The organism is Nesterenkonia sandarakina (assembly GCF_013410215.1).
Classification (GTDB): Bacteria; Actinomycetota; Actinomycetes; order Actinomycetales; family Micrococcaceae; genus Nesterenkonia; species Nesterenkonia sandarakina.
The window spans coordinates 2,901,783-2,914,350 of sequence record NZ_JACCFQ010000001.1; the positions used below are offsets into that span (position 1 = coordinate 2,901,783).

13 protein-coding genes are annotated in these 12,568 nt (G+C 60.9%); 10 read left to right on the forward strand and 3 right to left on the reverse strand.

Annotation, left to right across the window (positions count from 1 at the left end):
* Positions 1-64 precede the first annotated feature (64 nt).
* Complete coding sequence (locus HNR11_RS13245) at positions 65-292, forward strand: hypothetical protein (protein WP_179442762.1); 228 nt, start codon at positions 65-67, stop codon at positions 290-292.
* 219 nt (positions 293-511) lie between these two features.
* Here HNR11_RS13245 and HNR11_RS13250 read toward each other — a convergent pair whose 3' ends face one another.
* Positions 512-1,324 (reverse strand): hypothetical protein, encoded by an 813-nt coding sequence (locus HNR11_RS13250; RefSeq protein WP_179442763.1) that lies wholly within the window; start codon positions 1,322-1,324, stop codon positions 512-514.
* Positions 1,325-1,602: 278 nt separating this feature from the next.
* Here HNR11_RS13250 and HNR11_RS13255 point away from each other — a divergent pair, with 278 nt between their 5' ends.
* The 4 genes from HNR11_RS13255 (at position 1,603) to HNR11_RS13270 (ending at position 4,363) form a co-directional block, all read left to right on the forward strand.
* Complete coding sequence (locus tag HNR11_RS13255) at positions 1,603-1,875, forward strand: hypothetical protein (RefSeq protein WP_179442764.1); 273 nt, start codon at positions 1,603-1,605, stop codon at positions 1,873-1,875.
* Positions 1,876-2,539: 664 nt separating this feature from the next.
* The gene (locus tag HNR11_RS13260; protein ID WP_179442765.1) at positions 2,540-3,037 is read left to right on the forward strand and encodes a hypothetical protein; all 498 of its coding nucleotides are present in this window, start codon (positions 2,540-2,542) and stop codon (positions 3,035-3,037) included.
* Positions 3,034-3,612, forward strand: a complete 579-nt coding sequence (locus HNR11_RS13265) for an RNA polymerase sigma factor (protein ID WP_179442766.1) — start codon at positions 3,034-3,036, stop codon at positions 3,610-3,612. Before HNR11_RS13260 ends, HNR11_RS13265 begins: the two co-directional genes overlap by 4 nt.
* Before the next feature lie 193 nt (positions 3,613-3,805).
* Complete coding sequence (locus HNR11_RS13270; RefSeq protein WP_179442767.1) at positions 3,806-4,363, forward strand: hypothetical protein; 558 nt, start codon at positions 3,806-3,808, stop codon at positions 4,361-4,363.
* A 978-nt stretch (positions 4,364-5,341) separates the two neighbouring features.
* On the opposite strand, the gene HNR11_RS13275 is transcribed toward HNR11_RS13270, so the two are convergent.
* Positions 5,342-6,175 carry a class I SAM-dependent methyltransferase gene (locus HNR11_RS13275; RefSeq protein WP_246310407.1) on the reverse strand — a complete coding sequence of 278 codons (834 nt, stop codon included), beginning with the start codon at positions 6,173-6,175 and terminating at the stop codon, positions 5,342-5,344.
* A 617-nt stretch (positions 6,176-6,792) separates the two neighbouring features.
* Between HNR11_RS13275 and HNR11_RS13280 the strand changes: the two genes are divergently transcribed.
* The 5 genes from HNR11_RS13280 to HNR11_RS13300 all read left to right on the forward strand — a co-directional run bounded on the left by HNR11_RS13280 (position 6,793) and on the right by HNR11_RS13300 (position 11,849).
* On the forward strand, positions 6,793-7,776 hold the full coding sequence (locus HNR11_RS13280) for a C40 family peptidase (RefSeq protein ID WP_179442768.1): 984 nt from the start codon (positions 6,793-6,795) through the stop codon (positions 7,774-7,776).
* A gap of 228 nt (positions 7,777-8,004) precedes the next feature.
* On the forward strand, positions 8,005-8,712 hold the full coding sequence (locus tag HNR11_RS13285; protein ID WP_179442769.1) for a response regulator transcription factor: 708 nt from the start codon (positions 8,005-8,007) through the stop codon (positions 8,710-8,712).
* Positions 8,709-9,830, forward strand: coding sequence for a sensor histidine kinase (locus HNR11_RS13290; RefSeq protein ID WP_179442770.1), 1,122 nt, complete (start codon positions 8,709-8,711; stop codon positions 9,828-9,830). The genes HNR11_RS13285 and HNR11_RS13290 overlap by 4 nt, the downstream gene beginning before the upstream one ends.
* Before the next feature lie 183 nt (positions 9,831-10,013).
* Positions 10,014-11,048: a DUF418 domain-containing protein gene (locus HNR11_RS13295; RefSeq protein ID WP_179442771.1), complete on the forward strand. Its 1,035-nt coding sequence runs from the start codon at positions 10,014-10,016 to the stop codon at positions 11,046-11,048.
* A 153-nt stretch (positions 11,049-11,201) separates the two neighbouring features.
* Positions 11,202-11,849: a DUF305 domain-containing protein gene (locus HNR11_RS13300; protein WP_179442772.1), complete on the forward strand. Its 648-nt coding sequence runs from the start codon at positions 11,202-11,204 to the stop codon at positions 11,847-11,849.
* A gap of 81 nt (positions 11,850-11,930) precedes the next feature.
* Here the strand turns inward: HNR11_RS13300 and HNR11_RS13305 are convergent.
* A partial coding sequence (locus HNR11_RS13305; RefSeq protein ID WP_218849708.1) for a F510_1955 family glycosylhydrolase occupies positions 11,931-12,568 on the reverse strand: 638 nt, incomplete at its 5' end.

Genomic DNA, 12,568 nt, shown 5'->3' on the forward strand with positions numbered 1-12,568 from the left:
GGAAAAAGCCGCTCCCGAGGTCAGCACAGGGATGCGGTGAGTGCACCGTGCAAGGATATTGACCATGACGAATGCTCCGAGCGGTTTTGAGTATCGAGTCGTCGGTGACGGTGAGCTCATCATCACTCACTGGGGACGCCGCGCGACGACGTTGCGGGGTGCGACTGCTGAGAATTTCCTCCTGGACGTCACGAAGCAGGACTCCCAGGAGCTGATGGCCCGAGCGACGGGCAACTACAAACGCGGAAATGAGCGCACGGCCAAGAACCACCCGCGCAATAGTACTCTCTGAGCTCACCCGGAGCGAGACTTCCTAGAGGATTCAATTGCACCGTGGTGACCGACGTCCCCGCGGTGAGGCTACGAATCAAGCATCGCCGGATTCACCGGTGCCCGTAAGCCGACGGTCCGAGCAGTTCGGCGCGACGCCCCCAACCAGGCCCAGCCGGAGCCATCCCGGGGCCAACCGGAACACTAGACCCAGTGCTGATAATTCTCATCGGGTTGGTACTCAGTCCAGTGGCACCCCGACACGAACAGTACGCAACCGCAAATCCACCATGTACTCATGGTTTCTAGGGTCCTGCAAGAACTCATCGACACTCTCACGGGTCACAAACGCAGCTACCGCGTTAGGGGAGTGTTCTTCTTCTTCTGCTTCATCTGACGGTCCTCCTTCACTGAGGAGGTAGATGGTGTCGCCAGATTCGACCGAACCCTCGACTGCGTCTCGTATCCCGATGGTTTCCCATTCCACGGCCTGAGGTGGCGCAAGTCCGAGCCTGACCTCAAGAGCTCGTGCATCCTCTTCCCTTGCGACCACCTCGATCACTTTCTCCTCATGAGTTTCAACGTTCTTCACATACACCACGTGGACTTCAGCTGAAGATCCATGGGGAGGAGCATGGATTGCCGGGGACCGCTTCACCCTGAAGGCGCGGTCGATGGACACACTGAGGACGATGATCCACACCAACGTTCCTCCGGCCACCATGAACAAGTCAGTGAGCCGGAGCCCACCTGGATCAGGAACGAACCACATGCCAGCCCCGGCACCACTGAAGACGGCAGCAACAGCCGCGGTCGCGGGAAGACCCCTACCTAGATTTCTGCGACTCACCAGATACCCGATCAGGACAAGCGCCGCCACGTTGGTCAATACCCCACCGCCCATAGTGACCGGCGCCGGCCAGTAAGGGAAGAACGCGTGGGGCATCCAGAGGAACAAGACCACGAACCACGCGATATTGACGACCGCTGCCAGCCCAAGGAGGAGAGCAGATCTTCTCGCAGACCCATCACTGGGTCTCTTCTTGTGAGACATGGGCGCCCTTCGCTCATTGCAAACCGAGGCGTCTGCTTTCCTGAAGCATAAACGCGGCATCAATCGGAACAGTCAACACCACCCTCGAACGCCTCAGACTCCATTTAGGCACCCAAGCTGTGCCCGTAAGCCCGTCGCTCACCGCGCACTCCCCCACCCCAAAACCAGTCCATGCATGTGGATCGCAGCAATAACTGGCGGTCTGTTTGCAGCGTGAGATGTCACCCCGGCTCGCGATCCGATCCCCATCGGATGATTTCACCGCTTAGTGTGAGGGCATGGATAAGACAGCGAAGAAGTGCACCGTCTGGGCCGTCGTCTGTTTCGTGGTGGCCGCGGCTATTCACATGATCTGGCCTGTATTTATCACAGCAAGAGACGGGTTTCCATGGGAGGGGAGCGCTTTCTCCGGGGTCGTGCAGCCCTTCCTCTCGGTCTTTCAAGGCATTTTAGTCTCACTCGGAGGTGCACTCGTGGGTGCTGCCGTGGTGGTCAATTGGCTCACAACGAGGGTTTCAGTCACGAAGGGCGCACCGAGACAACTCAACTGAGCGGCCGGGATGCAGGAAAGCGCCGCTGTCGTTACCAGAGAACACAGAAGGCTGGTTTAGCTCTACGTGTATATCTGTGTTCGTCGTTCTGACGACATCCCATGTGAACGTAAACGGATCCCTCTGCGTGCATTGAGCCGCCGACTGGAATACGCGCGCCCTCAAGACCCCCGGCTATCGCACAACGGTCGCGATCGTGCACCGTACACTCCTTCATCTCCGAGTAGTTCGAGTCTGCGAGTCGCAGCGACAGTCGCCGCAGGACCGACCATACGGTGACCCTTGAGATCCACGGCCACCGACCGTCCGGCTCCGACTGGAAAATCTATGAAAAAGTAGAATTGAAGCGGACGTTTTGGGCTCGGCCGGACATGTACTAGGTGAGAAGGTAGTCACCTACCAGTGGAAAGAGCGCAAGATGACTGGCTCACCTAATGACCACAGCCAACCACCAGACGGCGATGATCCTCTAGACGTCCGATTGGCCTCTTCCGCGCCCAACGGCACGCCGGCGACCGATGAACTTCAAGAAGAGCTGAACAGGCTCTCCGCCGCAACTCGCGAGCAGGTCCAGGGGCGCCGCCGGTCTGGGCGGTCTCGTCTCTCACGTGGTGCCGCTTTGGGGCTCGCTGCCTTCGCCCTGCTGGGCACCGCCACTGCGGCAGTGGCCGTGGTCGAGCTGCGCGACTTCTGGTCGGACAGAGGAATAGAACCGCACGCGAGCTACAGCTTCGAGCTCCCCAGCGGCGCCGAATGCGAAGTAGAGCTCCGGATGCTCAGCATGGGCCCGCCTGGCGTGGAGAACACCGGGGACTACTTGATGACCGATGAACAAGACGCCTTCGCCCGCGAGATGTACTCAGATGCCCAGGCCAGAGTTGATGAGCTGGTGGAAACCGACAGGTTTCAGGAAACACTCGAGATGCAGAGAAATTTCCCTGGCGCTCCAGATACAACCGAAGACGACGCATACTTCCATGCTGTAGATACCGAGCTGTCCCTCAGCGTCACAGCCGATTACTACGACGCCATGGAAGAGATTCGCGTAGGCGGATACCTCATGGGGCACTCCTGCCCCGGAGCAGATTTCGAAGGTAGCCCACTGACCGAGTACAACGATATGGACGCCCACGAAGACACCGGTGGGGGTGTTGGTGGATGACCCATTCACGAGAATCCCCAGTAGAGACCGCGCTGCGAGCCAACTCCATCGACCTGTTGCACTACTTCGAGCGCCGCACCGACCGAGACGCGGCAGCAGATCTGATGGCCGAGACCATGCTCACCGCGTGGCAACGCGAGAAGGACCACCCCGAAGGTACTGAATCTTCCCGGATGTGGCTCTTCGGCATCGCCCGGAACGTCTTGAAGAACTCCGAACGAGGAGCTCGTCGTCGCCACCGGTTGGCCAGCAAACTCAGAAAGCTGTTGCACCCGGATGAGGCATCACACTCGGCCGATGACGGTGTCGAAGTCCGCGACGCCATCGAACAACTCGACCCCGCTCTGGCTGAACTGGTGAGACTTATCCACTGGGAAGGCTTCAGCATCAATGACGCCGGTCAGATACTGGGCCTCCCCTCCTCCACCGCGCGAGGAAGCTACCAACGGGCGAAGCAACAACTTCGAGAAGCTCTCGAACCCGGTAACTCAGAGGCCCAGCACTGCCCAGCCACGCTCCCCCACGTGGACCTCAACACCTTTACTGGGAATGAACGCGTGACTGGCATCGACTGAATGAACGCCTAATGCCACATCCGCCAATGACTCAGGGGCACCGAGTGCACGGTCGGAGTGGCTCGCACGACGCGATGCTATCCAAGCAGCCGAGATGTCCGCACGTAGGCCGAAAGGCTAGATCTTCCCGAATGTTTTAGTTGGTGTCACTATTTTTATAGGCCTCTAATACGACCATAAGGATTGCGCAATAATGTCACTACACCCCCACCACACCACCCCTTTAGCTATTGCGACACTTGCCGGGCTGTTGCTGACTGCCTGTGCTTCTGGAGGCGACGAAACCGTGGAAAATGCCTCCGTACAGTCAGCCACACCCACTGCGACATCTACCGCAGGCGCAGGTGATTCGACCGAGGCGTGGGACCCGGCTGATCCTGAGAATGAGCTAACAGTTCATTGCACTGACGCTGACGCTCTGAACGAGAACGAAGACCGCGAACCAGCAGGATGGCCACAGGACTGGGAAGAAGGTGAGCCGATGCCCGACCCTGAGTGTCACCCGGATTTCATCGAAGTAGAAAGCTGGGCTCTCTACGAAGAATTCCGGGCCTGCTGGGAGGGCTCAGAGACCAGCACTGCCGTGCGCGAACCCGACATGACAGACCAAGACACATACGAGATCTTATGGAGTCAGTCCCAGGATCGAGCGGAGTGGGAGATGCCTAGTGGCGAAGGCGCCCCTTTCGAGGGGGCTAGCGAGGAATGCATCGCGCTCTATGAGGACGGTCAGGACAGTAACGACATTTGATCGTAGACCCGTGAGACTCAAGTTCGCGGGGCGCTGATGGTGGCATCCAGTGTCCTTGCCCGTGAGAAAGGCCGCAACGACTTACCCGCACGGAGAGGATCCCTCAGCGTGCACTCCAGTGTGTCCATTGGGTCAGACGAGCCGGTAGCTCACCATGGCAACCCCTCAGCGGAGGCGAATACGACCGAGGAGATAACCGCAAAGAGCAACATGGTGACACCCATTAGCGGACCGACAATCCGGCTAGTCGACCATCGCGAGCCCCTCATAGGCTTTACAACAGCCGACAATGCTGCGGCTTGAACGACACCGAGAACGATCAGCGACATGTCATTGAGCAGGAACGCTAGTGGAATGAAGTGCCCAGCAACTACTAACGCGACCCACCATGAAGCCCACCGACCCCTCCCGCTTCGCTGAAGGTACAGGCTGCCTAGAGTAGCTGCCACAACTTCGACGAGAACAAGCAGGCCAAACCACTCGTACCGTCCCTCCAACGCACTACCATGCGTCCAACGAACAGCCATGGCGTACCCAAAGACCCCGGCGAAGGCGAGGCCTACTACTGAACCGATGCCAAGTCGCCACCTCCAACGAGATGGCGGATCCTCCTGTGACCATCCGAACCATGCAACTGCCATAAGACCAAACCACGCGATCGTGAACGCATGATCCCGCACGAAGTCCGTCAGCAAGATACCCACTCTTTCTTCATGATTTCGGTACTGAAGCCATGTGCGTTGGTTGAAATCTTAAAATAAGCATAATCGAGTCACAACCAAATAAGGCTGGTTCGGTCTGTGGTGATCTACTGCCCGGTGGCAGATCGCTCACCGGGCACTCCCCACCCCAAAACCAGCCCATTCAAGTGACTCGTCAAAAAGAATGGCCTATTTCTCGCAGAGATACCTGTCGGTGCATGCCTCGTCGACATTTGGCTGCAGAGCCAGGCATAGAGGTGAGGCTCCACGGAAGCCGCTACTCTCTGGTGGCGTAGATGCGGAACCTGCGCTGGGTAACAACTATCGGCGCCGATGCGCTCAGTTCGCGAAGTCGCGAGGCGTGGGCTCGGACGTCGAAGTCAGGAGCATCCCAGGGGACCAATCCGACGTAGGTAACTAATGCGGCGGCATTGGAGAACTCCATCGTGCCTGCCCACTCATCTACCTGGTCGATCCGCAGTCCCGCGTCACGGAGCGCCTGTGTGTGAACCTCAGCTGTCACGTCGGGGGTGAAGTATTCACCCCCAAACCACTCGTGGATCTCGGGAGCGTCGAGGCCGTGCACCTGCTGACTCAAGAGCTTGCCTCCGGGGGCGAGGACGCGAGCAACCTCGGCAGCGTCGTAGCTCTCGTGACGAGCCATCACCAGGTCCAGGCTCCGGCTGGGCAGGTCCAGGGGCGCTCCGGTATCGGAGTCATACTCCAGGACAGCGACGTTCTGAGTTGCGAGGCGTGTTCGCGCGACGGGGGCATTCGCCGGCCACCCCTCGGTCGCGATCACCCGAGACAGCGGAACGGATTCTTCTGAAAGCGACTCCAAGAGTCTCGAGAGTCGTTCCCCGCCGCCGGTGCCGAGATCGAGAGCACCGATGCACGCGTTCTGCAGAGCGTGGAGGCAGTCGGCTTCATAGTCCCACCAGGGGGCATCAGCAATCAGATCGCCGTCCAGCCTCGAGAAGTCCCAGCCGACCATTCGCGCCTGGGCATGGGTGGCTTCAAGGTGCTCGAGGAAGTCTTCTTCGGATCCTCTCTGGCTCTCGTTGCCACGCTCGAAAGATGTCCGAATCTGGGGCTGCTCCTGAGGGTCCATAGTGAGAGTCTGGCACCGCGCCGGCTGATCTCGATACTCTCCGCCATGCGACACGAATGGTCGGCTAGGTATCGGTTGTCCATGAACGACCGTCAAAGGGACAAAGCTGTGCCCGCAAGCCAATCGGTTTACGGGCCTTTAGTCGGGCAAGGTATACGGGCACTGAGTCCCCCACACTTGCGCCACGTATCCGCTTAGGGGCCAGGGCCTCCAAGCGAGGACCGGACCAGCACAACCGGGAACGCCAGCCCGGAAGGACTTCAAAAGCCCTACTGATAACCACTCGGCACCTGTTCGGCTGATCCAGAAGGCGCTTGGGCTGTCAGCTCCAGTCCCGACTGCATAAATTTGCTCCCACACTGGTCGTTACCTCAACGTGACATTTGTTATCGATCTGTTATAACGTCGTAGTCGTGCCTGCGACCGATGTCCGAAGTCGCAGCCCCTCCGTCAGACCTCCTCCTGCCGCTGACCGGAGCCGTTCCACGAAAATTACCGCACGGCAGGGTGTGGGGCATCGCGGTCGATCAGGACCTGAAGAACGTGAGCTTCCCGGCTCGCACTTCACGTAGGCGGCCCCACAACTACAGGGAGAGGTTTCCAGAGAAGTGACAGACATGACTTTCGTCTCGCGCCGTGACCGGCGCCGCCAGGCCAAGCCGTCATTGGCACAGGCCGTGGCATCCAACGCCGGCACCGTCGGACGAGGCGCGGCAGCTGCCGTCGCCGCATCCGGCCTCGTGATCTCCTCCGGAGTCGCGGCGAACGCCGGCACCGATATCCAGACCCCCGAAGGCTCCACCTTGGACATCAACACCGCCGACTTCGGCGTGGAGCGCGCCAGCACCACCTCCTCGGTGGCAGTGACCGCCGCGCAGGACGTGCAGCTCTCCTTCGACCGTCCCATGGTGACCTCCACCCCCGCACCTGTGGTGGAACCAGAGCCCGCTCCGGCACCAGAGTCCGCTTCTGAGCCCGAGCCGGAGCCAGCACCTGAGCCCACCCCAGTGGTGGAAGAGGCCGTCACCGCCTCCATGCCGATGCCAACCGAGCCGGAAGCTCCCGCGCAGGAGACTGATCCGGCACCGCAGGAGCAGCAGTCCAGCACCGGAAACACCGGTTGGTCCAACACCGGGCAGGCTCAGAGCAGCACCGGCCAGCAGACTTCGCAAGCCAACATCGGCCAGCAGTCCCAGGGCAACACCCAGGTCGCCTCAACCTCCCCCGCACAGGAAGAGGCCCCGGCCGCTTCCAGTGGCGGCAACGGCTCGATCGTGGGCGCCGCCTATGCAGGTCTCGGCAACCCCTACTCCTTCGGCGGCACCACTCCCGCCGGCTGGGACTGCTCCGGGTTCATCAACTGGGCCTACGGCCAGGCCGGCATCGACGTGCCCCGCAGCACTTACGCCATGATGGGCTCGCTGCGCCAGGTCTCCTCGCCCTCCCCGGGCGACATCGTCATCCAGAACGGTGGCAGCCACGCCGCCATTTACGTGGGCAACGGCCAGCTCATCGGCGCCAACAACCCCCGCGTGGGAACCATCCAGTACCCGCTGAACTCCCCGTACTGGACCAACACCATGTACCTCAGCGCGAACTGATGCTTCCGCCGCCTCAGCGGTGCAGTAGAAACCTCGGCCGTAGGGCGCGATCCTCACAGGGATCGCGCCCTACGGCTACCAGGTTCACGAACTTGGAGTGAGTGAATGAGACCAGCAAGGTCTCCGGCGCCACCGATGACCACCCAAGTTGACGCTTAGTCCGTGCTGGACAGAGCACCGCCAAGGAGCCACCCATTGCCGGCGCAGATACCAATCTACGATCAGATCATGACGGATAGCTCCACCGGTACGGTCAAGGTCCTTGTGGTCGACGATGAGAAACCACTTCTGCATCTCGTTGAGCAGTACCTTCACCGCGAAGGAATGAACGTAGCAACCACCAGCGACGGCGCTGCTGCCGTAGAGATGGCCCGGAATCAAGACCCCGCCGTGGTGATCCTGGATCTGGGCCTGCCGGGTATGGATGGTGTCGAGGTGTGCCGCCAGATCCGCAACTTCTCCGACTGTTATGTCGTGATGCTCACTGCGCGTGCCGAGGAAGTGGACCGGCTCATCGGGCTTTCCGTCGGTGCCGATGACTATGTGACCAAACCCTTCAGTCCCCGTGAGTTAGTGCTGCGAGTGCGTGCCATGCTGCGCCGGCCACGGCAGGGCCCACGAGCTGACTCCCGGGTCGTTGAGATCGGGGCGCTCCGCGTCGACTTGGCCGGACGTGAGGTCCATCTTCGAGGCGCACCAGTTGAACTGACCCGTACCGAGTTCGACGTCTTGGCTGTCCTGATCTCAGAACCGGGAGTCGCAATCTCTCGGAGTGAACTGATCACTCGGGTATGGGGCCAGGACTGGTTTGGAGATAGACACCTTGTCGATGTCCACGTGGGACATCTCCGTCGAAAGCTAGGAGATGACCCGACCGATCCTGAGTTCATTCACACTATTCGTGGTGTCGGGTACAAGGCGGGATCCACACGATGAAACAGCAACGACGAGGCGCCGGACTCGGGACGCGCATCCTGGCTGCCCTGATCGTGGTGCTCTGTGTCGCCGCTGCCACCGCATGGCTCGTCGCGCTCATCATCGGACCGTTGATCTTCCATGACCACATGCTGATGGTCGAGAGCGTCAACCCTGAACCAGAAGTCATCACCCATGCCGAAGAAGCCTTCGACGCCGCGTGGACACTCACCCTCGCACTCGCGCTACTGGCAGCCGTGGCAACCTCAGTCATCGTCACACTCTTCCTGGTCCGTCGAATCATCAGCCCAATCAGCACAGTCCGTGGCGCGGTCACCAAAGTCGCAGACGGCGACTACACCGCCCGGGTGCCTGAAGTGAGCATGGGCGCTGAATTCACAGAACTGATGGACGCCTTCAACACGATGGCCAGCAAGCTGGACCAGACCGAAAGCACCCGCAAACGCCTGCTCTCTGATCTGGCTCACGAGATGCGCACCCCCGTAGCCACCGTCTATGGGTATCTCGAAGCCATGCAGGACGGGGTCGCCCACGCCGATGACGAGACCCTGGTGATGCTGCGGGAACAGACCGCGCGTCTAACTCGCCTGGCGGAGGACATCTCACTGGTCAGCGCCGCCGAAGAGCGACACCTGAGTCTGCAACCAGCCCCCACCCAGGTAGGTGAGCTGCTCACGACTGCCGAAGCTCAGACGCGCGGACGCTACCGAGAGAAACGAGTGAACCTTTTCGTCGACGCCACCGCTCAATCACAGGACATCGGGGTCACTGTCGATAGCGGGCGCATCGGACAGGTGCTCACCAACCTGTTGGACAATGCACTGCACCACACTGATCCCGGCGACGAAGTGACCCTACGAGCAGCACACTCAACAACGTCGGTGACCATAGAGGTTGCAGACACCGGTCACGGGATAGCGACTGAGCACCTCCCGCACGTCTTCGAACGCTTCTACCGTGTGGACACCGCCCGAGACCGCCAACATGGAGGCTCGGGGATCGGCCTGGCCATCGTTCGCTCCATCATCACCGCCCACGGGGGAACCGTTCGCGCCCACAGCGACGGACCAGGAGCTGGGGCTGTCTTCACCGTCAAGCTGCCCCGCCAGTCCGGGTGAGAACGTGAAGGTTCGATGAAGGACCATGTGCGGTCCACCGCGTCTCCGGAGCCGCTGGATACCCTCAATGACTGCGCCCGAAGCAATCCCCCGGCCCAGAGCAACCGAAACCAACGGAGGACGAGAGTGTCAACTGAGGGAACACTCCCTTCCGAAGGGCCGTCCCGACTGGGTCGACACCGCATGGTCGCCCTGGACGCAGCACGCGGCCTGGCTGTCATCGGCATGATCGCCGTCAACACCGGGCCCCGCGGGGATGACGAACTCCTGGAGATGCTCTATCGCATTCCCTATGGTCGAGCCTCTCTGCTCTTCGTCCTTCTGGGCGGCATCGGGCTGTCTTTGATGACTCGACGCTCTCGGTTGCAGGGGGCGCCTCTGCCCTGGGTGTCGCTGGTGTGGCGGTGCGCCTTGCTGCTCCTGGGAGGACTGGCGCTCCAGGAACTAGCCCACGACGTCTCTGTAATCTTGCAGATCTATGCGCTGCTGATCCTGTTCTCACTGCCTCTGCTGAGGGTGACCGGGCGCTCTCTGCTGCTGGTGGCGGCGACAAGCGCGCTGGTCGGTCCGCTGATATGGATCATGGGGCAGATCTATACGGATGGTGAATTTGATCGTGATCCTGTCGCCGTCTCTGACTCCGTATGGGAGATCTTCACTGGCATCGTGGTCACTGGCCCCTACCCGTTGATCGTCTGGGGCGCTCCGTTCGTCTTCGGTATCTGGTTAGGACGTCAGAAACTCAGTGACTCGCGCATCAGCACCCGGCTGGTCATCTGGGGCGCCGTCGCTGCTGTGGCCGCTCACCTGGCGTCAATTGCTCTGGTGGGGCTCTTTGGGGAACCCACCAGCCATATCGCGTGGCAGCGACTCTTCAGTTCAGTGGCTCATTCCCAGATGCCGTTGTGGGTGATCGGTGGCACGGGTTCCGCGGTGTTCGTCCTCGGTGTGTGTCTGAAAATCCGCGCCTGGTCTCACCCGGGGCTGAAACCGTTGAGTTACCTGGGGCAGCTGGCCCTGACCGCCTACGTCGGGCATCTGCTGATCCTCGCGTTCATCGTCCGTCCCGGGCCAAACACCTTGGCCCAGGGCGTGTTCGCCACTGCAGGCAGCGTGGTCGCGCTGATGGTCTTCGCCTCCCTGTGGCGCTGGCGATTCAGCCGGGGCCCTCTCGAGGTGTTGTTGCGGGCACCGAAGCTTCGACGCGCCGCCGGCTGAGCAGGCATCCGGGCCATGCCCGGCCTGGCTCGTCAAGAAGAGCTCTGTATTTTGATGAAGGTTCTTTAAAGATCCTGTTTCACAGGTATGGACGAGACTCTGCGCGAGGTTGACTCTTCTGCACCCGAAAACAGCCTGACACCGGAGGACCTCATGACGACGAAGACTTTCACCGCGACCCTGGGAGCATTCGCTCTCGCGGCAGCACTGACCGGCTGTGGAACATCCGATGAAGAGCCCAGCGAGTCTGCCCCTGACACTGCCCAGAGCACGGAAGAGGTCTCGGAGCAGTACAACGAGGCAGACGTCGAGTACATCTCCGGGATGGTCATGCATCACTCCCAGGCCGTGGAGATGTCCGACATCCTGCTCGAGAAGGACGACGTCGAGCAAGAGGTCACCACGCTGGCCGAGGACATCCGAGAGGCCCAGGGCCCTGAGATCGAGCAGATGGAATCCTGGCTTGATGCCTGGGGTGAAGAGGCCGCCAGTGATGGCGACATGGAAGGCATGGACCACGGCGATGGGGACATGGAAGGCATGGACTCGATGGAGGGCATGTCTGACATGGAGGGCATGATGAGCGAGGATGACCTCAGTGAGCTGGAGAGCGCCACCGGGACTGAAGCATCCAGGCTGTTCCTGGAGCAGATGATCGCCCACCATGAAGGTGCGGTGTCCTCCGCCGAAGATCACCTCGACAACGGGGAGAACCCTGAGGCCCTGGAGCTCTCGGAGACCATCATCTCTGACCAGCAGGCCGAGATCGACGAGATGGAGACCATGCTCGAAGATCTCTGACCAACCGAGAAGAAGAGGGCCCTGCCGGGATGCAGCTGCATCCCGGCAGGGCCCTCTTCTTCGGGTTATCCTCGGCTCTCGTCAGGCCAGTTGTTCGACGGTGTTTCCGCCGTCAAGGCTGCGCAACACGGTGGAGTCCACCACGAGCAGTGCTTCCACTGACCCATCTTCGGTGAGGCTGGCCCCGAGGGCGACAACCTCGCCCACCGGCTCCTCACTGGCACTCCAGCTCTGCCCGGCGTCGCGACTGGTCACCAGCCGTCCATCGATTCCTGACCCGACGATGGTGGTCTCATCGGCCCACGCCACACGTGACATCAGCTGCGGAGTCTCTAAGGTCTCCCAGGAGGTCCCGTCACTGGAGAACAGCACTCCTGCTTCGGTGGCGGCGATGATAGCCCCCGTGCCCGGTGCGGTGGCCAAAGCGACAGGGGGCGCGGGAATGGACAGCGTCTCCCAGTTTTCACCATCTGTGCTGACGCGCAGCTCTCCGTCGAAGCCGACGATACGTTCAGCGCCCGCGGTCAGGGCGTGGAAGTCTGATTCCCCGCCTCGAGAGAGCACACTCCAGCTCTCTCCCTGGTCGGTGGATTCGATCAGCCCAACAGGTTCGGGCAGATCTGATCCAGCCCCTGGGTGGCCTGAAGCCAGGTAGCGCCCCTGGGGTGCGAGCGTGAATCCCATCAGATCAACAGTGGGACCCACCGAGACCATGTCAC

Bases quoted from the DNA above. Each gene is read 5' to 3' on its own strand.
- HNR11_RS13245 (WP_179442762.1), top strand. From the start codon at position 65: ATGACGAATGCTCCGAGCGGTTTTGAGTATCGAGTCGTCGGTGACGGT.
- HNR11_RS13250 (WP_179442763.1), bottom strand. From the start codon at position 1,324: ATGTCTCACAAGAAGAGACCCAGTGATGGGTCTGCGAGAAGATCTGCT.
- HNR11_RS13255 (WP_179442764.1), top strand. From the start codon at position 1,603: ATGGATAAGACAGCGAAGAAGTGCACCGTCTGGGCCGTCGTCTGTTTC.
- HNR11_RS13265 (WP_179442766.1), top strand. From the start codon at position 3,034: ATGACCCATTCACGAGAATCCCCAGTAGAGACCGCGCTGCGAGCCAAC.
- HNR11_RS13270 (WP_179442767.1), top strand. From the start codon at position 3,806: ATGTCACTACACCCCCACCACACCACCCCTTTAGCTATTGCGACACTT.
- HNR11_RS13275 (WP_246310407.1), bottom strand. From the start codon at position 6,175: ATGGACCCTCAGGAGCAGCCCCAGATTCGGACATCTTTCGAGCGTGGC.
- HNR11_RS13280 (WP_179442768.1), top strand. From the start codon at position 6,793: ATGACTTTCGTCTCGCGCCGTGACCGGCGCCGCCAGGCCAAGCCGTCA.
- HNR11_RS13285 (WP_179442769.1), top strand. From the start codon at position 8,005: ATGACGGATAGCTCCACCGGTACGGTCAAGGTCCTTGTGGTCGACGAT.
- HNR11_RS13290 (WP_179442770.1), top strand. From the start codon at position 8,709: ATGAAACAGCAACGACGAGGCGCCGGACTCGGGACGCGCATCCTGGCT.
- HNR11_RS13295 (WP_179442771.1), top strand. From the start codon at position 10,014: ATGGTCGCCCTGGACGCAGCACGCGGCCTGGCTGTCATCGGCATGATC.
- HNR11_RS13300 (WP_179442772.1), top strand. From the start codon at position 11,202: ATGACGACGAAGACTTTCACCGCGACCCTGGGAGCATTCGCTCTCGCG.